Source organism: Pseudomonas sp. GW823-FHT02F05 (genome assembly GCF_058797315.1).
Window position 1 is genome coordinate 127,411 of the sequence record NZ_JBXAJM010000005.1, and the last position, 23,715, is coordinate 151,125.

A 23,715-nucleotide genomic window follows, 5' to 3' on the forward strand; every position below is an offset into this window, starting at 1 on the left:
CGTGCTGGCTTGCAGGTAGTAATTCAGGTGATTGCACATGAATGATTTACAGCTCGACGACTTCAAGACCGACGAAAACGCCGCCATGGTGCTGCTGGTCGACGACCAGGCCATGATCGGTGAAGCCGTGCGGCGTGGCCTGGCCCATGAAGAGAACATCGACTTCCACTTTTGCGCCGACCCGCACCAGGCGATTGCCCAGGCGATCCGCATCAAGCCCACGGTGATCCTGCAAGACCTGGTGATGCCGGGCCTGGACGGCCTGACCCTGGTGCGTGAGTACCGCAATCACCCGGCCACCGCGAATATCCCGATTATCGTGCTGTCCACCAAAGAGGACCCGCTGATCAAAAGCGCGGCCTTTGCGGCCGGGGCCAACGATTATCTGGTCAAGCTGCCGGACAACATCGAACTGGTAGCGCGCATCCGCTATCACTCGCGCTCCTACATGACCCTGTTGCAGCGCGACGCGGCCTACCGTGCGTTGCGGGTCAGCCAGCAACAGTTGCTGGACACCAACCTGGTGCTGCAGCGCCTGATGAACTCCGATGGCCTGACCGGGCTGTCCAACCGCCGTCACTTCGACGAATACCTGGAGCTGGAATGGCGTCGCGCCATGCGCGACCAGACCCAACTCTCGTTGCTGATGATCGATGTGGATTTCTTCAAGACCTACAACGACAGCTTCGGCCATGTCGAGGGCGACGAAGCCTTGCGCAAAGTCGCCGCCACCATTCGCGATGCCAGCAGCCGCCCTTCGGACTTGCCGGCGCGCTACGGTGGCGAAGAGTTCGCACTGGTCCTGCCCAACACCTCGCCGGGCGGCGCACGCCTGGTCGCGGAAAAACTGCGCATGGCGGTGGCGGCGTTGAAAATCCCGCACATCGCCCCGGCTGAAGGTGCCAGCCTGACCATCAGTATCGGGCTGTCGACGTTGACGCCGGCTCAGGGTACGGACTGTCGGCAGTTGATCATGGCGGCGGACAAGGGGTTGTACACGGCCAAGAACAATGGGCGTAATCAGGTTGGTATCGAGTAATTAGAGGCCAACTTCAATGTGCGAGGGGGACTTCCCCCTTGCACTCCTGAGTTTCGTACTCATCCGAATTGATTACATATGAAAGTTTTTGAGCTAAGAAATCTGCCATCGTTGTAGAGCCGATGGCAGGGGGCAGGACGGCGTTATTCTATTCTGAATCCAGGCTTGCCATTATTCGCGCGCCACTCTTTGACCTCTTTTACAATGCCTTCTGGACTGTCTTCTCTACCCTTTCTTGGATAATAGACGAGATCTGACCCATCAGGATGCTCCGTAAGTCGCTTGAATTCTAATAGCATTTCGTCATCTTCTTCCTCAGAGCGAGCACTCGCATCACAAAGAGAAATTACAAATTTTAAAAATTCGCTTTCTGTGTACTCGGAAATTGAGGTTTTCATCTTAATTACCTTTGCCGTGAATACGCTTATGAAGTTTTGGAGTGACTATGTGGATATTGTCGATGTCGAAAATTTCTCCGCCTTGGGAAATGAATATTTTATGGTGAAGTTCGAATTTACTAGATTTTCCAGCATGTTCTAGTTCGCTAGTATAGGGCGCCTTGCCGTTTAGTATTCTTCTTAGGTTTTGACGGTTTAACTGACTAGCCAGTTCCGAGTCGCTAGCAACCGTTTTCCAGAAGGCTTCACGAAATGCCTTGAAGTTTTTAAATTCTTGACCTCTCAGTTTTGCGGCAATTTGCGATGGTATAGGGACTCCTTCACCCTGGGAGGCCGCTCCCAGCCAAGAGCCGGTTATAGATTGCCCATTGCCTGTCACGATTCCGGGATCTTCACGCCGATCCCTGAACATGACATAGATTGGAGGCAGGCCAGAATCGACCGGGAAAACGATGATGAAGTCGTCAAATCCAGCTTCAACAACGGCTGGAAAACTGTCAACCCTACCCTCGACTGGAATTGTGTCGGCGCCTGCATAGACGGGCGTTTCAGGCGGGGCCGGTGGCAGCGTTGTTGAGCTATCTCCAGGAGCGGAAATAGGTGTCCAAATCAACGTTCTTGGTGGAATGTCACTTGTCGTGACGGTGTATACCTTCTGCCCAGGATCATAGGTCGCAGTAACCACTTTGACCCTGGAAGGCACGCTTGCACCATCGGTGTTGACCACAAAAACTTCTGACCGCCCATCTGCGGCCGTCCTCGAACTCATTCGAACCGGCAGGTCGATTGTGCCGTTGACTGCCGAACTTATCGTCGACTCGTCGAGGCCTGGTACCAAGGTTGAGATCGGTGTGCCAAGCGCATAACGCTCTGGAAGTTCTCCGTTCGCGAGTTTGGGAGAATAGATCAGCGCTGAAACACCGACCATCAAGCCACTCGCGGTACTGGCGGCCAATTCCGTCAATGCGGCCACTGCTGCCCCAATAGCGGCTCGCAGCGTGACGGTAACCCCCTCTGCTGTAGCGATAGTTCCGACTGAGGTCATGACTATCGCTTGAGTCGCAGCAGCAGTGCCCGACAGTCGATAGGTATTGGCTACTCTTACCGCTTCAATACGCGCTTGGGCCGTTGCGACCTGCTGCGCACGTTCTGCGAGGTCGCTGATTGCATTGGAGGCGTTGGCAAGAAACCGCGCGGACTCTGACTTCAGCACAAAATCATGGTGGCTGAGCCATCTCACCCCAAGCGCGGTGTTCTGCTGCAGATAAATAAGCTGTTTGAGTCCCTCAAGCTCGGGTTTGCTGAGTGGCGGTGTAACCTGTGGGTTGGCTGCGGGATAGTAAATCATCAACCCGTTCCGGTTTATGGCTAACGGTGGGTCAATAGGTTTGATCGCAGCCATCGTTTTTTCGATCATTTTGTCCAGCGTGTTTTTGTAACGCATGAGGGTCTGGTCGGGTGTCAATCCAACGACCGAACCGGCAAGAGAGGCGAGTTCCACCTGCAGGTATTCCGGCAGCAACTGCACTTGAATTTCCAACTCATCTGCAATGACCTTCAGATACTCATTGTGTAAATTTGCCCAGCCAGGATCCTGTTCGGCTAAATTGGCCTCCAGCGTTTGCCGGGCCTTTGCCAACCCTGAAAGTTTTTTAGTCAGAATGTCTATGGAGAGCGAGAGAGCCTTGAGTTCTTGTGCGGCCCTCCAGACGTTGTCGTAAAGTGTGTAGGCATCGCCCAGATTTTTTATCGGGTCAGAAGAGGCAAGCGTTTCACGTAGCTTTGTATAAGTTAAGTTTTCCATCAGGTAAAAAGGGCTTTGATCATAGAGCCCATAGATGAGTGGCGCAGTACTGGCGTATTTGGATTTTTTCGCGTCGATGATTTCAAATGCGATTTTTTGATCGAGAATGGCTGAGGCTGTCTCTGTGAGTGCCTGTGAAGCTTTCGCGGCTTGCTGTTTCTCTGCGAGTTCGCGTTCAGTGTCAGTAGTGAGGGTTGCGAACCGTGCGCTGTACTCCGCGTCAATCAAGGATTGATTGTACTTTTGCTCTCCAATGAAATCGGCGGTGGTGCTAGGGAAGTCAAACTGCTTGAAGCGGCTACGGTCTCCTTCACCCCGACGTGGCCCTTCTTGAAGGCCCCAGCCATCTCCACTTCCTACGTAGCCTCCGCCTTCACCACCCCAATAAGTGTTTCGTCTCCCTGCGGTAATTATCGTCGGCTTGAGTTCTAAAGGTTGTCCTGGCTGCCACCCTTGTTGTGCCATAGGGCCTCTCCATTTTTATGAGAGTGATCGTTAGAGTTTGTGCGTCCTGAAGAAAAAAACTCAGGCGCTTTGATCAAACTTATTTGAGAGGGAAGAAAGAAAAAACTGATGGCGTTTTGATTTGATTTTATGCGTGTAGGAGACTCTGTAAGACGGTTCTGAAACTGATGTATTTATATTCTTGTATGTTTATCACTTGAGTCTTGGGATGATTTGGCTAGAAACCTAATTGTTTGTTTTTATTGGAGTGGGTTGGTTTGTGGTCTTTTAGGCAGGCTCTGATTTGGATTTTCAAATTATTTGTATAAACAGATGAACGGTCTGGTTTTAGCGAGTAGTAGGTCGGGTTTTCTAACGCGCGGCATCGTCAATCTATAGGAAATGCTCTGATGGTCGCGTATCCGTCACCGAAGCAAGCGTGACGAGAGGGAAGCGCTGTCTTGGCAGAATCGACCAAGCGGGCTGCCGTTTCCAGCCGTTTGCCGTTATACTCGCCGGCTTTCAAAAGTTCGCCAACGAGTGCTGCCCGCCATGGAAATCAACCCGATCCTTAACACCATCAAGGACCTGTCCGAGCGCTCCGAAACTATTCGGGGGTATCTTTGACTACGATCAAAAGCATGAGCGTCTGACCGAGGTCAATCGCGAGCTTGAAGATCCGAGTGTCTGGAACAAACCTGAATACGCCCAGGAGCTGGGGCGCGAGCGCGCTGCGCTGGCACAGATTGTCGATACCCTCGACGAACTGAACACCGGCCTGGGTGATTGCCGCGACCTGCTGGACATGGCCGTCGAAGAAAACGACGAAGGCGCAGTGGGCGATGTTGTCGCCGAGCTGGCCCGTCTCGAGGAAAACCTCGCCAAGCTTGAATTCCGCCGCATGTTCAGCCACGAAATGGACCCGAACAACGCCTACCTGGATATCCAGGCCGGTTCCGGTGGCACCGAAGCCCAGGACTGGGCCAACATCCTGCTGCGCATGTACCTGCGCTGGGCCGACAAGCGCGGTTTCGACGCGACCATCATGGAACTGTCCGCCGGTGAAGTGGCCGGTATCAAGGGTGCGACCGTACACATCAAGGGCGAATACGCCTTTGGCTGGCTGCGCACCGAGATCGGCGTGCACCGCCTGGTGCGCAAGAGCCCGTTCGACTCCGGCAACCGTCGCCACACCTCATTCTCTGCGGTGTTCGTCTCGCCAGAGATCGACGACAAAGTGGAAATCGAGATCAACCCGGCCGACCTGCGGATCGACACCTACCGTTCCTCCGGCGCCGGTGGTCAGCACGTAAACACCACTGACTCGGCCGTACGTATCACCCACGTACCGACCAACACCGTGGTCAGTTGCCAGAACGAACGTTCCCAGCACGCCAACAAGGACACCGCCATGAAAATGCTGCGGGCCAAGTTGTACGAGCAGGAAATGCAGAAGCGCAACGCCGCTTCCCAGGCGCTGGAAGACACCAAGTCGGATATCGGCTGGGGTCACCAGATCCGTTCGTACGTGCTCGATGCCTCGCGGATCAAGGATCTGCGCACTAACATCGAACGCAGCGACTGCGACAAGGTACTCGACGGCGATATCGACGAATACCTGGAAGCCAGCCTGAAATCCGGCCTCTAATACCCTCTGTGGGAGCGGGCTTGCCCGCGATCCCCCGCCGAAGGCTGGGGGCAACGAACCTGATGGAATATTTAAAGACATGAGCGACCAACAACTCGACCCGCAAGCCCTGCAACAGGAAGAAAACTCCCTGATCGCCCTGCGCAAGGAAAAGCTTGCTGCCGAGCGCGCCAAGGGTAACGCCTTCCCCAATGACTTCCGTCGCGACAACTACTGCGATGCCTTGCAGAAGCAATATGCGGACAAGACCAAGGAAGAACTGGCAGAGGCTGCGATCCCGGTCAAGGTGGCAGGTCGCATCATGCTCAACCGTGGCTCGTTCATGGTGATCCAGGACATGACCGGTCGCATCCAGGTCTACGTCAACCGCAAGACCCTGTCCGAAGAAACCCTGGCCTCGGTGAAAACCTGGGACATGGGCGACATCATCGCCGCCGAAGGCACCCTGGCCCGTTCCGGCAAGGGCGACCTGTACGTCGAGATGACCAATGTACGCCTGCTGACCAAGTCCCTGCGCCCGCTGCCAGACAAGCACCACGGCCTGACCGACACCGAACAGCGCTATCGCCAGCGCTACGTTGACCTGATCGTCAACGAAGACGTGCGCCAGACCTTCCGCGTACGCTCGCAAGTCATTGCTCACATCCGCAGCTTCCTGATGCAGCGTGACTTCCTGGAAGTGGAAACCCCGATGCTGCAGACCATCCCGGGTGGTGCCGCAGCCAAGCCGTTCGAGACCCACCACAACGCGCTGGACATGGAAATGTTCCTGCGTATTGCGCCTGAGCTGTACCTCAAGCGGCTTGTTGTTGGCGGCTTTGAAAAGGTGTTCGAGATCAACCGCAACTTCCGTAACGAAGGCGTCTCGACCCGTCACAACCCTGAATTCACCATGTTGGAGTTCTACCAGGCCTACGCCGACTACGAAGACAACATGGACCTGACCGAAGAGCTGTTCCGCGAGCTGGCACAGCTGGTGCTGGGCAGCACAGACGTGCCGTACGGCGACAAGGTGTTCCACTTCGGCGAGCCATTCGTGCGCTTGTCGGTGTTCGACTCGATCCTCAAGTACAACCCCGAGCTGACCGCTGACGACCTCAACGACATCGACAAGGCCCGTGCCATTGCCAAGAAAGCCGGCGCCAAGGTGCTGGGCTTCGAAGGCCTGGGCAAGCTGCAGGTGATGATTTTCGAAGAACTGGTGGAGCACAAGCTGGAACAGCCGCACTTCATTACCCAATACCCGTTCGAAGTGTCGCCGCTGGCCCGTCGCAACGACGACGACCCGAACGTCACCGACCGTTTCGAGCTGTTCATCGGTGGCCGCGAAATCGCCAACGCCTATTCCGAGCTTAACGATGCGGAAGACCAGGCCGAGCGCTTCATGGCCCAGGTGGCCGACAAGGACGCCGGTGACGACGAAGCCATGCACTACGATGCCGACTTCGTTCGGGCCCTGGAGTACGGCATGCCGCCGACTGCCGGTGAAGGTATCGGCATTGACCGTCTGGTGATGTTGTTGACCAACTCGCCGTCGATCCGCGACGTGATCCTGTTCCCGCACATGCGGCCACAAGCGTAACCGTAGCGAAATCCGAAGCCGCCTTTTATAAGGCGGCTTTTTTATGTGGCCTGTTCAAGTGGTGCTCGTCATTGATCGTTCCCACGCTCCGCGTGGGAGTGCACTCTGTGACGCTCCGCGTCACCTCTAAAGGAAGAAGTGTGGTGAACCGCATAATGGCTCAAGAAGGTGCCGCCGGCATTGCTGCTGCCGTGGCTGAAAGTGTTCAGTACCAGGGCCGCAAGGCCAGTCGGCGGGGCAGCGAGCAGCGCCGGCAAGACATTCTCGATGCGGCCATGCGTATCGTCGTGCGCGATGGCGTGCGGGCCGTACGTCATCGGGCAGTGGCGGCAGAGGCGGGGGTGCCGCTGTCGGCCACCACCTATTACTTCAAAGACATCGACGACCTGCTCACCGACACCTTCGCCCAATACGTGGAGCGCAGCGCCGCTTTCATGGGCAAGCTGTGGGTGCGCAACGAAGGCCTGTTGCGCGAGATGGTCGCCTATGGTGACGGCAGCCCGCAGTCGCGCTCGCAACTGGCCGATGATATCGCCCGCCTGACCGCCGACTATGTGCTGCGCCAGTTGACCAACCGCCGCGAATACCTGATGGCCGAGCAGGCTTTTCGCCAGGAAGCCCTGCTCAACCCGCGCCTGGCCGAACTGGTACGCTCCCACCAACAGATCCTGTTGCAGGGCACCGGGCAGTTTTTCCAGGTATTGGGTTCCCGTGAGCCACAGCAGGATGCCAAGGTGTTGACGGCTATCATCAGTCGGATGGAATATCAGGGCCTGTTGGGCGGCGCAGAGCCTTTGACGGGTGACGAGATGCTTGAAATCCTCAAGCGTCACATGCACCTGGTATTGGCCTCGGCCTAGCCCTGTGCGCAATCTGCTTTGGGTGGGGGCAGGCAAGCCAGCTCCTACCTCTGATGGGCCTGCTGCTCAGATGTGAAGCCGTGCGCTAACTGCGCGTGGGCCAATAACGTTTAAAGAGGAAGCACCGGGTGGACGATTACCAGCAGACGATACGCACCTTGTCCGATCGCATTGTGCTGGCGCAAACACCGATCCGCGTCCTTGATGCGGTGAAATGGGACGAGAACATTCGTCAGGGATTTCTCAAGGCCAAGGGCAAGGCGATGCCTGCCGTAGACCGTGATTACTACCTGAACCGGCCGCTGTCGTTCGATTCCAGTGCGGTGAAGCTGGAGTTTCAGAACATCGAGCGCGACATCACCCGTCGCCTTGGGCAATTCAGTCCGGTGGGGCAGATCATGCGGCGCATGTGCCGTGAATACCGCATGGTGGTGCGCATGCTTGAAGCGCGCGGCACCGAGGACTTCGGTCTGATTTCCCAAGAGCTTTACGGCGCCGCCTCCGATGCGTTCCACGCCGGCGACCCGACCCTGGCCGACCTTGGCCTGATGCTCTCCGACTACCTGAACAACATCGATGGCCGGGGTGACCTCAAGGACGAAGCCAAGACCCTCACCGCCAAGGACGCGGTCAGCCTGCTGCAAACGCGCCTGAACAAGGTGTTTGGCGAAGCCGAAGAGACCATCCGCGTGTTCGAGTCCGACGGCATTGTCGCCGATGCGGCAGCGGGCGCCGACTACATCAAGATCCGCGCCGATGCGATGTTCAATGACCGCGACGTTCGCGCCCTCGAAGTGCATGAAGGGTTGGTGCATGTGGGCACCACCCTCAACGGCCAGAACCAGCCGATCTGCACGTTTCTGTCCAAGGGCCCGCCGTCGTCCACCGTCACCCAGGAAGGCCTGGCGATCCTGATGGAAATCATCACGTTTGCCTCCTACCCCAGCCGCCTGCGCAAACTCACCAACCGGACCCGCGCCATCCATATGGTGGAGGAGGGCGCCGACTTCCTGCAGGTGTTCGAGTTCTTCCGCGAGCAAGGCTTTGAAATGGCCGAAAGCTATGGGAATGCCAGCCGGGTATTTCGTGGTTCGGTGCCCACCGGCCTGCCATTTACCAAGGATTTGTCCTACCTCAAGGGCTTTATCATGGTCTACAACTACATCCAGCTCGCTGTGCGCAAAGGCAAGCTGGAGCAAGTGCCGCTGCTGTTCTGCGGCAAGACCACCCTTGAAGACATGCGTACCCTGCGCCAGTTGGTCGACGAAGGCCTGGTGGTGCCGCCCAAGTACCTGCCGGAGCAGTTTCGCGACATGAACGCGCTGGCGGCCTGGATGTGCTTCTCCAACTTCCTCAACCACTTGAGCCTGGACCGGATCGAGGCGGATTACTCCAATATCCTGTAACTGACGAAACCGAATCAAAAAATGTGGGAGCTGGCTTGCCTGCGATAGCGCTGGGTCAGCCAGCACTCAGTCACTGATAGACCGCTATCGCAGGCAAGCCAGCTCCCACATTTGATCTTTACTGGTCTTCAGAACTTTCGCGAGGTTTCAACGGATGAGAATCCTCGGCATTTTATGCCTGCTACTCACATTGAACGGCTGCAGCTCCTTGCTGTTCTACCCCGAGCCCGGCCTACCCTTCACCCCGGAAAAAGCCCACCTGCAATACCGCGACGTCACGCTCACCACCGCAGATGGCGTGAAACTGCACGCCTGGTGGCTGCCGGCCAAACCCGGTGTCCCGCTCAAGGGCACAGTCCTGCATTTGCACGGCAACGGCGGCAACCTCGCCTGGCACCTGGGGGGCAGTTGGTGGTTGCCGGAGCAGGGTTATCAAGTGCTGTTGCTGGATTATCGCGGCTATGGGCTGTCGGAAGGCAAGCCGTCGTTGCCGGCGATCTACCAGGATATCGACGCCGCATTCGGCTGGATCGACAAGGCGCCTGAAACCCAGGGTCAACCGCTGATTATTCTCGGACAAAGCCTGGGCGGTGCACTGGCGGTGCATTACCTGGCAGCCCACCCGGAGCGTCAAGCCCAACTAAAAGCCTTGGTACTGGACGGCGTGCCAGCCAGTTATCGTGACGTAGGACAATTCGCCCTGAGCACTTCCTGGTTAACCTGGCCGTTGCAGGTGCCGCTGTCGTGGCTGGTGCCCGACGCCGACAGTGCGATCAATGCCATGCCCCGGTTGACCGGTGTGCCCAAGCTGCTGTTCCACAGCCTGGATGACCCGATCGTGCCGGTGGCCAATGGCATCCGCCTGTATCAAGCGGCGCCACCGCCCAGGGTGTTGCAACTGACCCGTGGCGGCCATGTGCAGACCTTTGCCGACAAAACCTGGCAGACCGTCATGCTGCGTTATCTGGACGACCCGCTGCACTTCAACGGCTTGCGCCGCCTGGGGGAAATCCCGAATTACCCTATTCCTAAAGTTGACTCATCAGAGAGCCCGCAATGAGCGAAGAACGCAACATGATCCCGCTGATCCTCACCGGCATCGGTACCATCATCGGCACCGTTGGCTGCCTGTGGTACTACGGCTATCTGCACTTCGCCAAGCCGGAAGATGCGTTGCTGCTCAGCGATTTCACCATGCTCAAGACCATACCGGGCGAAGATTACAAAGTCTCCCTGACCCCGGCCGCGCAAGTGGCGCAGTGTGTTGACGGCGTGTTGGTGATGTTTGATACCGAGCAGAAAGGCTTGAGCGGCGTGCTGGTGAACAACAAGAAGCAGGCCGTGCGTTGTATAGGTCAAGAAACGCCGAAATTGGAGCAGTAGGACAGGCAGTGTGGGGAAAGCTGGAACCATTTTGAGTGAGTTGCCACTGATTTGGGACCGAGCAGCAACGCTGATTCGGTTAACTCTTTAACTTGATTTGGAGTCACATATGTCTATAAGTGGAGTTGGTCCTTCCCAAGGTGGTTTTGGCGCTCAAGATGCAGGTCAACAATCCGGTGACGTGGGCAGCCTCAAGAAAGAGATTGAGGATCTGAAGAAGCAAATAGGTCAGATGCAATCTCAAGGTGCCGGTGGTTCAGAGGGCGGCGGCGGTTCGGGAGGCGCTGTGGATGACCTTAAAAAACTGCTGAAAGAACTCGAGGAAAAGCTTAAAGCTATGGAAGGCCAAGAGGGTAAAGGCGCTGATGGCGAAGGCAGCAAGTCTGGTGGCGAAGGTAGCGCAAAGATTTCCATTGATTTCCAGCAGTAACATGAATAACGGGAACCGTCTTGCGTCAGAAGCCACAAAAGCGTCATGACTCATAAAGATTGGGGCCGAGACAGTGGCGATTACTATTGCTGCGATACGCAATATGTTGAATATGGCGAGAGGGCATGAAGAACTGGAGCGCAAAGCTGCCCAGACGCATGAGCTTAGCCAGCTGATGGACAAGCTATCGAGCGCGAAGATAGAAATGCCGCTCGAAGATACACATCGTCCAGTCGGGTTCGACGAACCCAAAAAAAACCCACCGTAAGGTGGGTTTTTTATCCAGCATCAATCAGTTAGCAACGGAAGACCGTGGCTTGACCGGCTGGTTGTCGTTGGAAATGGTCACTTCCACGCGACGGTTCATGGCGCGGCCGGAGACGCTGCCGTTATCGGCAACCGGGTATTCCTTGCCATAACCCTGGGTCACGATACGCGAGATATCCACGCCTTGTTGAGCCAGTGCACGCTGAACAGAAGCGGCACGACGCTCAGACAGGCTCTGGTTGTACGAGTCGGAACCGGTGCTGTCGGTATAGCCTTCGACGATCACTTTACGGTCTGGGTTATCGCGCAGGAACTGAGCCAGCTTGGTGATGTTCACCAGGCCGCTGGATTTCAGATCGGACTTGTTGGTGGCGAACAGCACATCACCGAAAGTCACCAGGGTGCCGCGATCGGTTTGTTTGGCGTTCAAGCTGTTTTGCAGTTGCTTGATTTGTGCGTCACGAGCGTCCAGCAGGGCGCGGGCACGTTCGTCACCAGCGTTTTTCAGCTTGGCCTCGGATTCGCGCAGGACGATGGTGTCCTTGGCCACTTCAACGCGCTGGTTGGTCAGGTAGGCCAACTGGTCGACTTTCTTCTCGTCTTCCTTGTCGCGGTAGGCCTTGTCAGCCTTGTCCAGCCATTCGCTGGCGTCTTTGGTTTCCAGCGCCGCCAGCTTGGTGGCTTGCGGGTTGGTTTGCAGGGACGAGAAATTGGTCCGCGCATTTTCCAGGTTCGCGTTCGGCGGGGTGGAGCAGGCCGCCAAGGCAACGCTCATCGCCAGCAGGGCAGGGATCATCAATTGTTTACGCATAGTCGTGTCGTCCTTTCAATTCGATATCAGGTGCGATGCAGTCAAGGGGCTGCGGCTTACTTCTGCATGATTGCAGCTGGGCGCATGCCTTCCTTACGCAGTTCTTCAACAGCCTTCTGGGAATCCTTCACAGCCTGTTGAGCCTTGGCAGCCTGGGCCTTACGCTCAGCGACGCGGGCATCCCACTCGGCTTGTTCAGCCAATTGGCGAGCCTTGTCGTAGTTCTTGTCGTGCATGGCAATCTCAGCTTCTTTGAGCTTGTCCTGGGCCGACTTCATTTCCACCGCCGCATACTCGGTACCGCCGGCGCTGACTGCGCTGTTGACGGCCGATTGGGTTACGGCGTACTGCTCGGTTGGAGGGTTGCCGGCGCAGCCAGCCAGAACGAAGCTGGTGCCGATTGCCAGCGCGGCCAATTTGAGCCCGCGCAGGTGGTTAAACGAGGATTTGGCAGTGCTGGTGTTCATCGTCTTCAACTCCATTGGATAACTCCTGAAAAACATCAAAATCCATCGGGGCGTATCGATTTCGGGCCCGTCGGTAAAGCACATGGCGTCCGTTCAAACGACCGTTCCACAAGTGATGGCTACTGGCTGTGACCGGAGGCTTTTTTCAAAAGTTCAGCGGATATGGCGATTTGCCTAAAAAAATATCTGACTGATTGGTCAGTGTTTGAAAAATGGAACTTTCGCGGCGTGCGGCGGTACCTCCGGGCCTGTAAAAGGCCCGGAATACGTGGGTTTAATTGACGTCAATAAATGTTTATCAGTGTTTTTGTTCGTCAGTGCCGGCCGACAAATCATGTAGGTGGCGACGGGATAAAGTAAGAAAGCGTGGCGTGGGGCCGACGTCTTCATACAACGGGTCACCCTCTTCGTCGGTGGCAATTACCTGCTGGCCCTGGATGTAGGGAAAGCTGGCTTCCAGCTCTTCAAGGGCGGCACCGATCAACTCGCCGAGCAGTTCTTCGACATGGCGCTTGGGGTACATTTCGGCAATGGCCGCCAGCCGTGCAGCGGCTTCTACATCCAGATGAATGGCGTATTCAGACTTGGTCAAACGACCCTTGGCGGTTTCTTCCCAATGCTGGGCCAGTTCTCGAATTTTCATGGCTACCTCAATAAAGCCTGCGATGGCAGGCGGTGATGAGCGACCAGCCGCCTGCGCGGATGACGCGGCGACTCACCGTTGAGACTAGCTGCAAGCGCCAAGGTTTAAAGTCGTTTGCGTTCGGCCTTGTCAGAAACCGACGTCGGCGGCACTCTGAAGCACCTGCGCGTCCCGGATTTCTGGCTGGAGATTGGCTGATGAGTGATATCGATGCACGCTTGCGTGAGGATGTTCACCTGCTGGGTGAGCTGTTGGGCAACACCATTCGAGAGCAGTACGGCGAGGCTTTCCTCGAGAAGATCGAGCAGATCCGCAAAGGCGCCAAGGCCGACCGTCGCGGAGCCGTTTCAGAGAAAGCCGCTGGCGATGAGTTGAGCGCCAGCCTCAACCAGTTGCAGGAGGACGAACTGCTGCCGGTGGCCCGAGCCTTCAACCAGTTCCTCAACCTGGCCAACATTGCCGAACAATATCAATTGATTCATCGGCGCGATGAATCGCAACCCGCGCCGTTCGAATCCCGGGTTTTGCCGGAGTTGCTGGCCCGTCTGCAAAGCGAAGGTCACAGCAATGAATCCCTGGCCCGGCAGTTGGCGCGGCTGGACATCGAGCTGGTGCTCACCGCCCACCCCACCGAAGTGGCCCGCCGCACGCTGATCCAGAAATACGATGCCATTGCTGCGCAACTGGCCTTGCAGGATCACCGCGACCTCACCACCGCCGAGCGCGAGCAGATTCGCGAGCGCTTGCAACGCTTGATCGCCGAAGCCTGGCACACCGAAGAAATCCGTCGGGTGCGGCCCACCCCGGTGGACGAAGCCAAATGGGGCTTTGCGGTGATCGAGCATTCGCTGTGGCACGCCATCCCCAATTACCTGCGCAAGGCCGACCAGGCCCTGCACGCCGCCACCGGCCTGCGCCTGCCCCTGGAGGCTGCGCCGATTCGCTTTGCTTCGTGGATGGGTGGCGACCGTGACGGCAACCCGAACGTCACCGCGCCGGTCACGCGCGAAGTGCTGTTGCTGGCGCGCTGGATGGCGGCGGATTTGTATCTGCGTGACATTGATCAGTTGGCCTCCGAGCTGTCGATGCAACAGGCCAGCCCGGCGTTGCAAGCCAAAGTCGGCGACAGCGTCGAACCTTATCGTGCCTTGCTAAAGCAACTGCGTGAACGCCTGCGCGCCACGCGCCAGTGGGCCCACACCTCGTTGACCAGCACCACCCCGGCGCCGGCCGAGGTGTTGCAGAACAACCGCGACCTGCTGGACCCGCTACAACTGTGCTACCAGTCCCTGCACGAATGCGGCATGGGCGTGATCGCCGATGGCCCGCTGCTCGACTGCCTGCGCCGTGCCGTGACGTTCGGCCTGTTCCTGGTGCGCTTGGATGTGCGCCAGGACTCCAGCCGTCACTCGGCGGCCATGACCGAAATCACCGATTACCTGGGCCTGGGGCGTTATGAGGACTGGGATGAGGATGCGCGTATCAGCTTCCTCACCCAGGAACTGACCAATCGGCGGCCATTGCTGCCGGGTTACTTCAAACCCTCGGCGGACACTGCCGAGGTGCTCAATACCTGCAAGGAAATCGCCGCCGCACCAGCCGCATCATTAGGTTCGTATGTCATCTCCATGGCCGGCGCCGCGTCGGATGTGCTGGCGGTGCAACTGCTGTTGAAGGAATCCGGTGTACAGCGGCCAATGCGCGTAGTGCCATTGTTCGAGACCCTGGCCGACCTGGACAACGCCGGGCCGGTGATGGAGCGCCTGTTGCAACTACCGGGTTACCGCGCGCGCTTGCAGGGCCCGCAGGAAGTGATGATTGGCTACTCGGACTCGGCCAAGGACGCCGGCACCACGGCAGCCGCCTGGGCACAGTACCGCGCCCAGGAGCGCCTGGTGGACATCTGCCGCGAGCAACAGGTGGAGCTGTTGTTGTTCCACGGTCGCGGCGGCACTGTTGGTCGTGGCGGTGGCCCGGCGCACGCTGCCATCCTGTCGCAGCCACCGGGCTCGGTAGCGGGGCGGTTCCGCACCACTGAGCAGGGAGAGATGATTCGCTTCAAATTCGGCCTGCCGGATATCGCTGAGCAGAACCTCAATCTCTACCTGGCCGCGGTACTGGAAGCGACCCTGTTACCGCCGCCGCCTCCCGAGCCTGCCTGGCGTCATCTGATGGACGAACTGGCGGCAGACGGTGTCAGCGCATACCGTGCCGTGGTGCGGGAAAATCCGCAGTTCGTCGAGTACTTCCGCCAGTCCACGCCGGAGCAGGAGTTGGGCCGTTTGCCTTTGGGCAGTCGCCCGGCCAAGCGTCGTGCGGGCGGGATTGAGAGCTTGCGCGCCATCCCATGGATCTTTGGCTGGACCCAGACGCGCCTGATGCTGCCCGCCTGGCTCGGCTGGGAAGCGGCACTGAGCAAGGCGCTGGAGCGCGGTGAAGGTCAATTGCTGGGGCAGATGCGCGAGCAGTGGCCGTTCTTTCGCACGCGCATCGACATGCTGGAAATGGTCCTGGCCAAGGCCGATGCCGATATCGCCCGTCTTTATGATGAGCGCCTGGTGCAGCCGGACCTGCTGGCATTGGGTGCGCACTTACGCGACCTATTGTCGCAGGCGTGTGACGTGGTGCTTGGCCTGACCGGCCAGTCGCAGTTGCTGGCCCATAGCCCCGACACCCTGGAGTTCATCCGCCTGCGCAACACCTACCTCGACCCCTTGCACCTGTTGCAGGCCGAGTTGCTGGCACGTTCCCGTCAGCAGGAGGCTGCCCAAGACAGCCCTCTGGAACAGGCGCTGCTGGTGTCCGTGGCCGGTATCGCGGCCGGTTTGCGCAACACCGGCTGAGGTTTTTTGCGTGTACTCAATGGCTTGCGGATAAACCGCGACGACCGCCCGGAAACGGGCGGTCGTCGTTTGAGAGGGTGGGTTGCGCTCAGGCACACCCTGGCGCTGACGCATGTGCGGCGCGGGTTTCTCCGACTTTTGGCGGCTTGTATGGTGAGGGCCCGCTGTGTATCTTGATCAGCCTTTGGCCGTTTGATCGGCCTAGAACCACATTTTTACGAGATTGGCCCCACGCGGCGAATCCGAGCGTCATCTCTATAAAAAATTGAGGAGCACATCGATGCGCGTCATTCTGCTGGGAGCTCCCGGGGCCGGTAAAGGTACTCAGGCAAAGTTCATCACTGAAAAATTCGGCATTCCACAAATCTCCACCGGCGACATGCTGCGTGCGGCCGTCAAGGCTGGCACCGAACTGGGCCTGATCGCCAAGAGCGTGATGGACAGCGGCGGCCTGGTCTCCGATGACCTGATCATCAACCTGGTCAAGGAACGCATCAGCCAGGAAGACTGCAAGAACGGTTTCCTGTTCGACGGCTTCCCACGCACCATTCCCCAGGCTGAAGCCTTGGTGAAGGCGGGCGTGGAGTTGGACGCCGTGGTCGAAATCGCGGTTGAAGACGAAGAGATCGTCCAGCGTATCGCTGGCCGTCGTGTTCACGAAGGCTCTGGCCGCGTGTACCACATCGTCTACAACCCGCCGAAAGTGGAAGGCAAGGACGATGTCACCGGCGAAGACCTGGTGCAGCGTAAAGACGACACCGAAGAAACCGTGCGTCATCGCCTGTCGGTCTACCATTCCCAGACCAAGCCCCTGGTGGACTTCTACCAGAAGCTGTCCGCAGCCCAAGGCAAGCCGAAATACAGCCACATCCCTGGTGTGGGCTCGGTAGAGGCCATCACCGCCAAGGTGCTGCAAGCACTGAGCTGATCCCTTGATCAGCGGCACAGACAACGGCCCGCTTGCGGGTCGTTGTTGTTTATACTGGCGCACTTTTTTCCGACTTGGACACCCACACCGATGAGTACCCTGCTGGCCCTGGACACCGCGACTGAAGCTTGCTCCGTTGCCTTGCTGCACGATGGCAAGGTCACGAGCCACTACGAGGTGATCCCGCGCCTGCACGCGCAGAAATTGTTGCCGATGATCAAGCAATTGCTTGAAGACGCCGGGACCACCCTAGCGGCGGTGGATGCCATCGCGTTCGGCCGTGGCCCCGGTGCATTCACTGGCGTGCGCATCGCCATCGGCGTGGTGCAGGGCCTGGCCTTTGCGCTGGAGCGCCCGGTGTTGCCGGTGTCCAACCTGGCGGTACTGGCCCAGCGCGCGTTGCGTGAGCACGGGGCGTCGCAAGTGGCAGCGGCAATTGATGCGCGCATGGATGAGGTTTACTGGGGTTGCTACCGTGAGACCGCAGGCGAAATGCGCCTGGTCGGTGCGGAAGCGGTGCTGGCCCCCGAAGCGGCGCAGTTGCCCGCTGACGCCAGCGGCGATTGGTTCGGTGCCGGCACGGGCTGGGGTTATGGCGAACGCATCAAGGTGACCTGTGCCGAGCAGGACGCAGCGATGTTGCCACACGCCGAAGACCTGCTGGCGTTGGCACGTTTCGCATTCGAGCGCGGCGAGGCGATTGCGGCGGACCAGGCAGCACCGGTGTACCTGCGCGATAAAGTCGCGCAGACCAAGGCCGAACGCGGGATTATTTGACGCCAAAAATGTGGGTGTTACGCGGCAAATTTCGCCAATCGTCAGAATTTGCCTGGGTTTTTAAACCTTTTACAAATTATGTGTTCTAGTTATCACCAGAGCATTTGCGCGCCATGGAAAGTGCCGCTAAATTGCCATCATTGATACCGAGTCTGCATGTATGCGTATAGACGGTTTTTCCTCACAGTCGTACCCCCTCAAGCGTAAGCCGCGCAAGGCGAGCGTGACGGTAGACGAGTCCGTCGAGGATTCACCGGACTTCATCGAAGTACACACCGATACGCCTTCCAAAGCTCAAGGCGCCTCGAGCGCACGCATAAGCGGCGTTCCTGCCCGTCAGCAAGACATGGTCTTTCCCCGTTCCATGAGCAAAAGCGTTGCCACCGCCTTGGCCAGCTACCTGACCACCGCCGGCTTTGTCGAATGGGATATGGAAGTGCTGGGTCTCGATATCCATATCTGATGCGTTTGCCTTATTACATCGGCTGCCCGTCCTGGAGTGAAAACGCCTGGCGCGAGTACCTGTATCCCGTTGAGGCACGTTCCAGCGATTACCTCGGGCTCTATTCCCAGGTCTTCAACGCCGTTGAGGGCAATACCACTTTTTATGCTCGCCCCTCGGCCGCCACTGTGCAGCGCTGGGCCGAAATCATGCCTGATGATTTTCGCTTCACCGCCAAATTTCCCGGCGATATCAGCCATGCTGGCGATTTGCGTGAACAGTTGCCGGCGGCAGAAAGTTTTGTCGGCTTGATGAGCCCTTTGGGTGAGCGCGTTTCACCGCTGTGGCTGCAGCTCTCGAAGAGCTTTACGCCGCCACGCCTGGCGGAGCTGGCTGGATTTCTCGATGGCATTGATCGGCCGCTGGCCGTGGAGGTGCGTCATGAACAGTTCTTCGCCAAGGGTGATGCTGAGCGCATGCTCAACCGCCTGTTGCGCGATCGCGGTGTCGAGCGCATCTGCCTCGATCCACGTGCCCTGTTCAGTTGTACCTCTACCTCCGAAGCGGTGCTGCATGCCCAGTCCAAAAAGCCCCGGGTGCCACCGCGCCCAGCGGCCCTGACGCAGTTTCCCCAGGTGCGCTTTATCGGGCATCCGGACCTTGAGGCCAATGACCCGTTCCTGATTCCCTGGGTGGAAAAGATCGCCAGTTGGATCGAAGAGGGCCGCACGCCCTATATGTTCCTGCACACCTCGGACAATCGTCTCGCGGCACAACTGGCGCTGCGCTTCCACGCCAAGCTGATGGTGCGCCTGCCAGGGCTACCGCCGCTGCCTGCCTTGCATCGAGAACCCGTGGCGGAGCAGCTCGGACTACTTTGAGGGTTGAGCCGTGGGTATGGTCAAGACATTGAGTGTGTTGCTGGTGCTGGTGGGCGCCTTTGCGCTGGCTGTCTGGCGGGGTTGGGTGCCGCCTGAATGGAACCCCTGGGCGCCCTTGGATGTGCGAGCGAGCCCCAACCTGTTGACGCGCTACAAGCTCAGTCGTTTGCAGGATGATCCAGCGCTGTGTGACCAGGTGTTGAACACCTCTGGTCTGCGCGTGAGCCGCCAGGCCGATACATCGGCGGATGCGGCATGCCCCTTGCGTAATATTCTGCGTGTGCAGGGCGCTGACGTGGCCTTGAGCAGCAGCTTTCTCGCCAGTTGCCCGCTGGCGGTGGCGTTCGCCTTGTTCGAGCGCCACAGCCTGCAGCCGGCGGCTCAAGCGGTATTTGGCCAGGCGGTGAGCCGCGTCGAGCATTTGGGCAGTTTTGCCTGCCGTAACATCTACAATCGCGCCGACGGGAGGCTCAGCCAGCATGCCTCGGCCAATGCCCTGGATATCGCCGGTTTTCGCCTGGCCGATGGGCGCAGCATCAGCGTGCTCAAGGATTGGCCAGGTCAGGGCGACAGCGCGCGTTTCCTGCGTTTGGTACGCGATGGCGCCTGTGATGATTTCAACGTGGTGTTGAGCCCGGACTACAACGCCGCCCATCGCAACCATTTCCATCTGGACATGGGGCGTTGGTGGGTGTGTCGCTAGGGTTCAGGCGGCCAGGCGCAGGTTGTGGGTCACCAGCGGGCGTGCCCAGTAGTAATCGAAATCCAGGGCCTTTTGCTGCGCCAGCAGTTCTTCTTCGGGGTACGGCGTGGCGGCCGGTGGCAGCAGGTCCAGCTCGAATTCGGCAATTGGCAGGTGCAGGGGGCGTGGTTGTGGCGCCGGGCCTGGCTCGGGTAGCGGTTGGCCGGCGTTCAGCACGATGGGGCGCACCCACTCGCTCTCAAACGCTTGCTGGCGTTGCTGGGCGACTATTTCTTCTTCCGGGAACGGCGTCGCGGCCGGTGGCAGCAGCTCGGTTTCGAACTCGGCAATTGGCAGGAAGAGCGGTTCCGGCGGGGCGATCTCGGTGTCTTTCACATCGCACTCACGCTGGGTGAGGATCTGCGCCAGCAGGTCGGCGCCTTCGCGGGGTTCAACCGCCGGGTCTGCCGGGGCAGGCGTCTTGGCGGCGAGCGCGTCCGGCGTTTCACCGAGCTGCTCGGCCAACGCGCGGGCAAAGAAGTCCTGCCACACATGACTCACCCCGGCCAGCGCTTGGGTATTGCGCAGGCCGTAATGGTTGTGGGTCGGCAGTACACCGATGGAAAGGGGAAGAATGTCTGACATTTTTCTCGGTCGACGCTCAGCTCTGGCAAAATACCTGACTGTAATTTTTATCGGCTGTTGTTTGCCGATCCTTAATTTTTTTGAGCGTGGCGATTGATGAACGAACAACCAGCGGCCAGCCGCATCCAGGTCCAAGCCTTGGCTGACAGCTTCCAGGCCCGCGCTGAACAGTGGGCTTCGCTGCTGGGGTTGCCTCTGCAGGTGGCCGATGCGGATTTTTCCCTGCAAGTGGGGGAGCACGGTTTGCAGTTGCAACAGCTTGGGCCTGATGCGCCAGGGCCGGTGCGGGTCGACTTTGTCGAAGGCGGCGCGGCGCATCGGCGATTGTATGGTGGTGGCAGCGGGCAGATGATCGCCAAGGCGGTGGGCATCGCCCAGGGCGTGCGCCCGCGAGTGCTGGATGCCACGGCTGGCTTGGGCAAGGACGCGTTCGTGCTGGCCAGCCTCGGGTGTGAGATGAGCCTGATCGAGCGCCAGCCGTTGATCGGCGCCTTGCTCGAAGATGGCCTGGCACGCGCTGCCGAAGATTTTGACGTGGCGCCGATTGTGGCGCGCATGAAGCTGCTCAAGGGCAACTCCATCGACGTGATGCTCAATTGGCAGGGCGAGCCGCCTCAGGTGATCTACCTGGACCCAATGTTTCCGCACCGTGAGAAAACTGCCCTGGTGAAGAAGGAAATGCGCCTGTTCCGGCCGTTGGTGGGCGATGACCCGGATGCACCGGCGTTGCTTGCGGCCGCTCTGGCTTTGGCCAGCCATCGGGTGGTGGTCAAGCGGCCGCGCAAGGCACCCTGTATTGAGGGGCCGAAGCCAAGCCATGCGCTGGATGGCAAGTCCAGCCGCTACGACATTTATCCCAAGAAAGCGCTCAAGCCGTAAGCTGCAAACAGCAGCACTTATCTCCCAGGTGCGGCGAGATCCAACTGTGGGAGCTGGCTTGCCTGCGAAGACGGCCTGACAGCCGATGCCTATCTCTCTGGCGCGCCGCAATCCCAATGTGGGCTTGCCTGCGATGACGGCCTGAAAGCCGACACCTATCTACCTGACGCCGCGCTATCCAAACAAGCGGGCTTGCTCGCGAAGGCTGCCTGGCAGTCAACACAGTTGGATTGTGTACATATCCATTGCTGCGGTAACGGCTACTTAGGGTTCCGCCCTGACGGCGGGTCACTTTGGAAAAGCCGGAATGCCGGCCCAGCCCAAAGTAACCAAAGGGCTCTTGCCCCACCACTCGGCACCTCGCTTAGGCTCGGTGTGCCCGTAATCCGCCAGTGATTTGGGGGGCCGCCGCCACGCGCCATCCATGGCGCGGGGCGGCTAAACCGGCATCCCTGCCGGTTTACCCCCCAAATCCCTGTCGAATTCCGGCCAGCGTGGTTTGACGGGGCGCTTAAGATCAAAATCAAAAGCAGATCAAAAGCAGATCAAGAGCAGATCAAGAGCGACTCGCTTCGCATCGTGGTTACCGTCGGTTGCTACCGCCTATGCAGTGCTGTCGAGCCCCGTGCTGCGATAGGCCCGCATAAACAACTTCACCACGTCCTGCACATGCTCCTCGGCCTCTTGCGCACTCAATTGCCCGCCACACCCGTACAACAAACGAAAGTTCGCCGTGCCCTTGAGCAAGCAAAAAAAGTGCTCCGCGGCTTTGAACGGTGTGTCGATGCTCAGGGCGCCGCCCTGGTGAATCTTGCCGAGCAGGCGCTCCATGCCTTGCAGCATGCGCATGGGGCCGGCGTTGAAGAATATCTGGGAGAGTTTCACGTCCTGATTGCCGGTGGTCATCATCAGGCGATGCAGGTTTACCGACTCCTCGCTGTTGATCAGCCGATGAAAGCCGCGTGCGATGTTGAGCAACACCGTCTCGACGGGCATGCCTTCGGGAAGCTCGAAGTACATCACCGGCAACTGCTCTTCACATTTGGCCACCACCGCAGCGGTGAACAGCGTCTCCTTGTCGGTGAAGTGGCTGTAAACCGTGAGCTTCGATACGCCGGCGGCCAGGGCAACGGCGTCCATGCTGGTGTTCGCATAACCCTTGTCCAGGAACAGCGATTTCGCCGATTCGAGGATTGCCTGGCGTTTTGCCATGTCCTTGGGACGCCCGGGGCTTGCGGTGTTCAGAGGATTGTCGGACATTTTCACCTTTAATACTGGACTGGTGAGTTTGGTATTAATAACATACCGGTCAGTATAATTATTCCAAGCTCTATTTGCGAAAGGTCCTTCAGCATGCGCAGCGCTTTCCTGCCCCTTGCTTTGCCTGTCAGCCTGGTCTTCCTGTTAGCCGCGTGCGGCCATGAAGAAGCGGCCCAGACCACCGTACGTCCGGCCATGGTGGTGCAACCGCAGCCTTCGGCACAGGCGATGGACAGCTACCCTGGTGAGGTGCGTGCCCGTTATGAGCCGGACCTGGCCTTTCGCATCGGCGGTAAAGTCAGCAAGCGCCTGGTGGAGGAGGGCGAGCGGGTCAAGGCCAACCAGCCGCTGGCCGAACTCGACCCCCAGGACGTGCGCCTGCAACTGGAAGCGACCCGCGCTCAAGTAGCCGCTGCAGAGGCCAATCTCAGCCTGGTGCGTGCGGAGCGAGATCGCTACAAGACCTTGATGGACCGGCAGATGGTCAGTCGGTCGCAGTACGACAATTCCGAAAACCTCTATCGAGCCGGTGAAGCACGCCTTAAGCAGATCAAGGCCGAGTTCGATGTGTCGAGCAACCAGGCCGGCTACGCCGTGCTGCGTGCGCCTCAGGACGGGGTGGTCGCCAAGCGTGCGGTCGAAGTGGGGCAAGTGGTTTCCGCTGGCCAGACCGTGTTCACCCTGGCCACCGATGGCGAGCGTGAAGTGTTGATCAGCCTGCCTGAACAGGGCTTTGGCCGCTTCAAGGTCGGCCAGCCAGTGTCGGTGGAGTTATGGAGCCAGCCAGAGCAACGCTTTGCCGGGCGCATTCGTGAGCTGTCTCCCGCGGCCGATCCCAAATCCCGCACTTTCGCCGCGCGTGTGGCCTTCACTGGCGGCAAAGTGCCCGCCGAACTGGGTCAAAGTGCGCGGGTTTTCATCCAGGCCGACGGTGTCATTGCGCTGTCGGTACCCTTGTCTGCCCTGAGTGCCGAAAACGGCGCGTCCTACGTCTGGCGTGTACAACCGGACAACACCCTTGAACGCACTCCCGTGCGCATTGGTGCCTTTGGCGAGAACACCGTACCGATACTGGAAGGATTGGCCGCCACCGATTGGGTGGTTGCCGCAGGCGTGCATGTACTCCATGAAGGCCAATTAGTGCGCCCGGTGGATCGCTCCAACCGTGTGGTTAATCTGGCGGCCAAGGAGTAGTC

24 protein-coding genes are annotated in these 23,715 nt (G+C 58.7%); 17 read left to right on the top strand and 7 right to left on the bottom strand.

Annotated features, from left to right (window positions below):
* The first annotated feature begins 37 nt into the window (after positions 1-37).
* Positions 38-1,039, top strand: a complete 1,002-nt coding sequence (locus tag AC1RAC_RS08600; RefSeq protein WP_054897111.1) for a response regulator — start codon at positions 38-40, stop codon at positions 1,037-1,039.
* 143 nt (positions 1,040-1,182) lie between these two features.
* Here AC1RAC_RS08600 and AC1RAC_RS08605 read toward each other — a convergent pair whose 3' ends face one another.
* Entirely contained in the window at positions 1,183-1,437 is a 255-nt protein-coding gene (locus AC1RAC_RS08605) for a bacteriocin immunity protein (protein WP_054897112.1), read from the bottom strand.
* Between the two features lies 1 nt (position 1,438).
* A complete protein-coding gene (locus AC1RAC_RS08610; RefSeq protein WP_072447661.1) occupies positions 1,439-3,706 on the bottom strand; it encodes a pyocin-S2/colicin E7-DNase domain-containing protein in 2,268 nt (755 codons plus the stop codon).
* Positions 3,707-4,237: 531 nt separating this feature from the next.
* Between AC1RAC_RS08610 and prfB the strand changes: the two genes are divergently transcribed.
* From prfB to AC1RAC_RS08650, 8 genes are all read left to right on the top strand, one after another.
* A protein-coding gene (gene prfB, locus AC1RAC_RS08615) for a peptide chain release factor 2 (protein ID WP_096001736.1) occupies positions 4,238-5,333 on the top strand; the annotation gives its coding sequence in 2 pieces (ribosomal slippage) (positions 4,238-4,309 and positions 4,311-5,333; 1,095 coding nt in all).
* Between the two features lie 79 nt (positions 5,334-5,412).
* On the top strand, positions 5,413-6,915 hold the full coding sequence (gene lysS / locus AC1RAC_RS08620; protein WP_054917821.1) for a lysine--tRNA ligase: 1,503 nt from the start codon (positions 5,413-5,415) through the stop codon (positions 6,913-6,915).
* Between the two features lie 143 nt (positions 6,916-7,058).
* A complete protein-coding gene (locus tag AC1RAC_RS08625) occupies positions 7,059-7,775 on the top strand; it encodes a TetR/AcrR family transcriptional regulator (protein ID WP_106117928.1) in 717 nt (238 codons plus the stop codon).
* A 128-nt stretch (positions 7,776-7,903) separates the two neighbouring features.
* Entirely contained in the window at positions 7,904-9,181 is a 1,278-nt protein-coding gene (locus tag AC1RAC_RS08630) for a flavohemoglobin expression-modulating QEGLA motif protein (protein ID WP_014717201.1), read from the top strand.
* Positions 9,182-9,335: 154 nt separating this feature from the next.
* Positions 9,336-10,241 (top strand): alpha/beta hydrolase, encoded by a 906-nt coding sequence (locus tag AC1RAC_RS08635; RefSeq protein WP_200582768.1) that lies wholly within the window; start codon positions 9,336-9,338, stop codon positions 10,239-10,241.
* Positions 10,238-10,564, top strand: a complete 327-nt coding sequence (locus tag AC1RAC_RS08640; protein ID WP_054917825.1) for a PA3694 family proteiin — start codon at positions 10,238-10,240, stop codon at positions 10,562-10,564. The genes AC1RAC_RS08635 and AC1RAC_RS08640 overlap by 4 nt, the downstream gene beginning before the upstream one ends.
* 109 nt (positions 10,565-10,673) lie before the next feature.
* Positions 10,674-10,994, top strand: coding sequence for a hypothetical protein (locus AC1RAC_RS08645; protein ID WP_072447665.1), 321 nt, complete (start codon positions 10,674-10,676; stop codon positions 10,992-10,994).
* A 73-nt stretch (positions 10,995-11,067) separates the two neighbouring features.
* Positions 11,068-11,262, top strand: a complete 195-nt coding sequence (locus tag AC1RAC_RS08650; protein WP_072447667.1) for a hypothetical protein — start codon at positions 11,068-11,070, stop codon at positions 11,260-11,262.
* A gap of 24 nt (positions 11,263-11,286) precedes the next feature.
* Here the strand turns inward: AC1RAC_RS08650 and lptF are convergent, their stop codons facing one another.
* The 3 genes from lptF to AC1RAC_RS08665 all read right to left on the bottom strand — a co-directional run bounded on the left by lptF (position 11,287) and on the right by AC1RAC_RS08665 (position 13,182).
* Positions 11,287-12,072, bottom strand: a complete 786-nt coding sequence (gene lptF, locus AC1RAC_RS08655; protein WP_034126516.1) for a lipotoxin F family OmpA-related lipoprotein LptF — start codon at positions 12,070-12,072, stop codon at positions 11,287-11,289.
* A gap of 56 nt (positions 12,073-12,128) precedes the next feature.
* Positions 12,129-12,554, bottom strand: coding sequence for a DUF4398 domain-containing protein (locus tag AC1RAC_RS08660; protein WP_034126517.1), 426 nt, complete (start codon positions 12,552-12,554; stop codon positions 12,129-12,131).
* Between the two features lie 283 nt (positions 12,555-12,837).
* Positions 12,838-13,182: a hypothetical protein gene (locus tag AC1RAC_RS08665; protein ID WP_054917830.1), complete on the bottom strand. Its 345-nt coding sequence runs from the start codon at positions 13,180-13,182 to the stop codon at positions 12,838-12,840.
* Between the two features lie 197 nt (positions 13,183-13,379).
* Here AC1RAC_RS08665 and ppc point away from each other — a divergent pair, with 197 nt between their 5' ends.
* The 6 genes from ppc (at position 13,380) to AC1RAC_RS08695 (ending at position 19,756) form a co-directional block, all read left to right on the top strand.
* The gene (gene ppc / locus AC1RAC_RS08670; protein ID WP_034126519.1) at positions 13,380-16,025 is read left to right on the top strand and encodes a phosphoenolpyruvate carboxylase; all 2,646 of its coding nucleotides are present in this window, start codon (positions 13,380-13,382) and stop codon (positions 16,023-16,025) included.
* Positions 16,026-16,305: 280 nt separating this feature from the next.
* Complete coding sequence (adk, locus tag AC1RAC_RS08675; protein WP_003189104.1) at positions 16,306-16,953, top strand: adenylate kinase; 648 nt, start codon at positions 16,306-16,308, stop codon at positions 16,951-16,953.
* A 90-nt stretch (positions 16,954-17,043) separates the two neighbouring features.
* Positions 17,044-17,730: a tRNA (adenosine(37)-N6)-threonylcarbamoyltransferase complex dimerization subunit type 1 TsaB gene (gene tsaB, locus AC1RAC_RS08680; protein ID WP_034126520.1), complete on the top strand. Its 687-nt coding sequence runs from the start codon at positions 17,044-17,046 to the stop codon at positions 17,728-17,730.
* Between the two features lie 160 nt (positions 17,731-17,890).
* Positions 17,891-18,193: a hypothetical protein gene (locus AC1RAC_RS08685; protein ID WP_034126521.1), complete on the top strand. Its 303-nt coding sequence runs from the start codon at positions 17,891-17,893 to the stop codon at positions 18,191-18,193.
* Positions 18,193-19,053: a DUF72 domain-containing protein gene (locus tag AC1RAC_RS08690; RefSeq protein ID WP_038449171.1), complete on the top strand. Its 861-nt coding sequence runs from the start codon at positions 18,193-18,195 to the stop codon at positions 19,051-19,053. Before AC1RAC_RS08685 ends, AC1RAC_RS08690 begins: the two co-directional genes overlap by 1 nt.
* Positions 19,054-19,069: 16 nt before the next feature.
* A complete protein-coding gene (locus tag AC1RAC_RS08695; protein ID WP_054917832.1) occupies positions 19,070-19,756 on the top strand; it encodes an extensin-like domain-containing protein in 687 nt (228 codons plus the stop codon).
* A gap of 3 nt (positions 19,757-19,759) precedes the next feature.
* On the opposite strand, the gene AC1RAC_RS08700 is transcribed toward AC1RAC_RS08695, so the two are convergent.
* Positions 19,760-20,380, bottom strand: a complete 621-nt coding sequence (locus tag AC1RAC_RS08700; protein ID WP_089041282.1) for an energy transducer TonB — start codon at positions 20,378-20,380, stop codon at positions 19,760-19,762.
* A gap of 96 nt (positions 20,381-20,476) precedes the next feature.
* Between AC1RAC_RS08700 and AC1RAC_RS08705 the strand changes: the two genes are divergently transcribed.
* A complete protein-coding gene (locus AC1RAC_RS08705; RefSeq protein ID WP_014717213.1) occupies positions 20,477-21,259 on the top strand; it encodes a class I SAM-dependent methyltransferase in 783 nt (260 codons plus the stop codon).
* Positions 21,260-21,862: 603 nt separating this feature from the next.
* On the opposite strand, the gene AC1RAC_RS08710 is transcribed toward AC1RAC_RS08705, so the two are convergent.
* Entirely contained in the window at positions 21,863-22,519 is a 657-nt protein-coding gene (locus AC1RAC_RS08710) for a TetR/AcrR family transcriptional regulator (RefSeq protein WP_034126815.1), read from the bottom strand.
* 93 nt (positions 22,520-22,612) lie between these two features.
* On the opposite strand from AC1RAC_RS08710, the gene AC1RAC_RS08715 reads away from it, so the two are divergent.
* Positions 22,613-23,713, top strand: coding sequence for an efflux RND transporter periplasmic adaptor subunit (locus tag AC1RAC_RS08715; protein WP_054917837.1), 1,101 nt, complete (start codon positions 22,613-22,615; stop codon positions 23,711-23,713).
* The last annotated feature ends 2 nt before the right edge of the window (positions 23,714-23,715 follow it).

What these genes read in the sequence shown, in the direction of transcription:
- AC1RAC_RS08600 (WP_054897111.1), top strand. Translation starts at nt 38, where the DNA reads ATGAATGATTTACAGCTCGACGACTTCAAGACCGACGAAAACGCCGCC.
- AC1RAC_RS08605 (WP_054897112.1), bottom strand. Translation starts at nt 1,437, where the DNA reads ATGAAAACCTCAATTTCCGAGTACACAGAAAGCGAATTTTTAAAATTT.
- AC1RAC_RS08610 (WP_072447661.1), bottom strand. Translation starts at nt 3,706, where the DNA reads ATGGCACAACAAGGGTGGCAGCCAGGACAACCTTTAGAACTCAAGCCG.
- lysS (WP_054917821.1), top strand. Translation starts at nt 5,413, where the DNA reads ATGAGCGACCAACAACTCGACCCGCAAGCCCTGCAACAGGAAGAAAAC.
- AC1RAC_RS08635 (WP_200582768.1), top strand. Translation starts at nt 9,336, where the DNA reads ATGAGAATCCTCGGCATTTTATGCCTGCTACTCACATTGAACGGCTGC.
- AC1RAC_RS08640 (WP_054917825.1), top strand. Translation starts at nt 10,238, where the DNA reads ATGAGCGAAGAACGCAACATGATCCCGCTGATCCTCACCGGCATCGGT.
- AC1RAC_RS08645 (WP_072447665.1), top strand. Translation starts at nt 10,674, where the DNA reads ATGTCTATAAGTGGAGTTGGTCCTTCCCAAGGTGGTTTTGGCGCTCAA.
- lptF (WP_034126516.1), bottom strand. Translation starts at nt 12,072, where the DNA reads ATGCGTAAACAATTGATGATCCCTGCCCTGCTGGCGATGAGCGTTGCC.
- AC1RAC_RS08660 (WP_034126517.1), bottom strand. Translation starts at nt 12,554, where the DNA reads ATGGAGTTGAAGACGATGAACACCAGCACTGCCAAATCCTCGTTTAAC.
- AC1RAC_RS08665 (WP_054917830.1), bottom strand. Translation starts at nt 13,182, where the DNA reads ATGAAAATTCGAGAACTGGCCCAGCATTGGGAAGAAACCGCCAAGGGT.
- ppc (WP_034126519.1), top strand. Translation starts at nt 13,380, where the DNA reads ATGAGTGATATCGATGCACGCTTGCGTGAGGATGTTCACCTGCTGGGT.
- adk (WP_003189104.1), top strand. Translation starts at nt 16,306, where the DNA reads ATGCGCGTCATTCTGCTGGGAGCTCCCGGGGCCGGTAAAGGTACTCAG.
- tsaB (WP_034126520.1), top strand. Translation starts at nt 17,044, where the DNA reads ATGAGTACCCTGCTGGCCCTGGACACCGCGACTGAAGCTTGCTCCGTT.
- AC1RAC_RS08685 (WP_034126521.1), top strand. Translation starts at nt 17,891, where the DNA reads ATGCGTATAGACGGTTTTTCCTCACAGTCGTACCCCCTCAAGCGTAAG.
- AC1RAC_RS08690 (WP_038449171.1), top strand. Translation starts at nt 18,193, where the DNA reads ATGCGTTTGCCTTATTACATCGGCTGCCCGTCCTGGAGTGAAAACGCC.
- AC1RAC_RS08695 (WP_054917832.1), top strand. Translation starts at nt 19,070, where the DNA reads ATGGTCAAGACATTGAGTGTGTTGCTGGTGCTGGTGGGCGCCTTTGCG.
- AC1RAC_RS08700 (WP_089041282.1), bottom strand. Translation starts at nt 20,380, where the DNA reads ATGTCAGACATTCTTCCCCTTTCCATCGGTGTACTGCCGACCCACAAC.
- AC1RAC_RS08705 (WP_014717213.1), top strand. Translation starts at nt 20,477, where the DNA reads ATGAACGAACAACCAGCGGCCAGCCGCATCCAGGTCCAAGCCTTGGCT.
- AC1RAC_RS08710 (WP_034126815.1), bottom strand. Translation starts at nt 22,519, where the DNA reads ATGTCCGACAATCCTCTGAACACCGCAAGCCCCGGGCGTCCCAAGGAC.
- AC1RAC_RS08715 (WP_054917837.1), top strand. Translation starts at nt 22,613, where the DNA reads ATGCGCAGCGCTTTCCTGCCCCTTGCTTTGCCTGTCAGCCTGGTCTTC.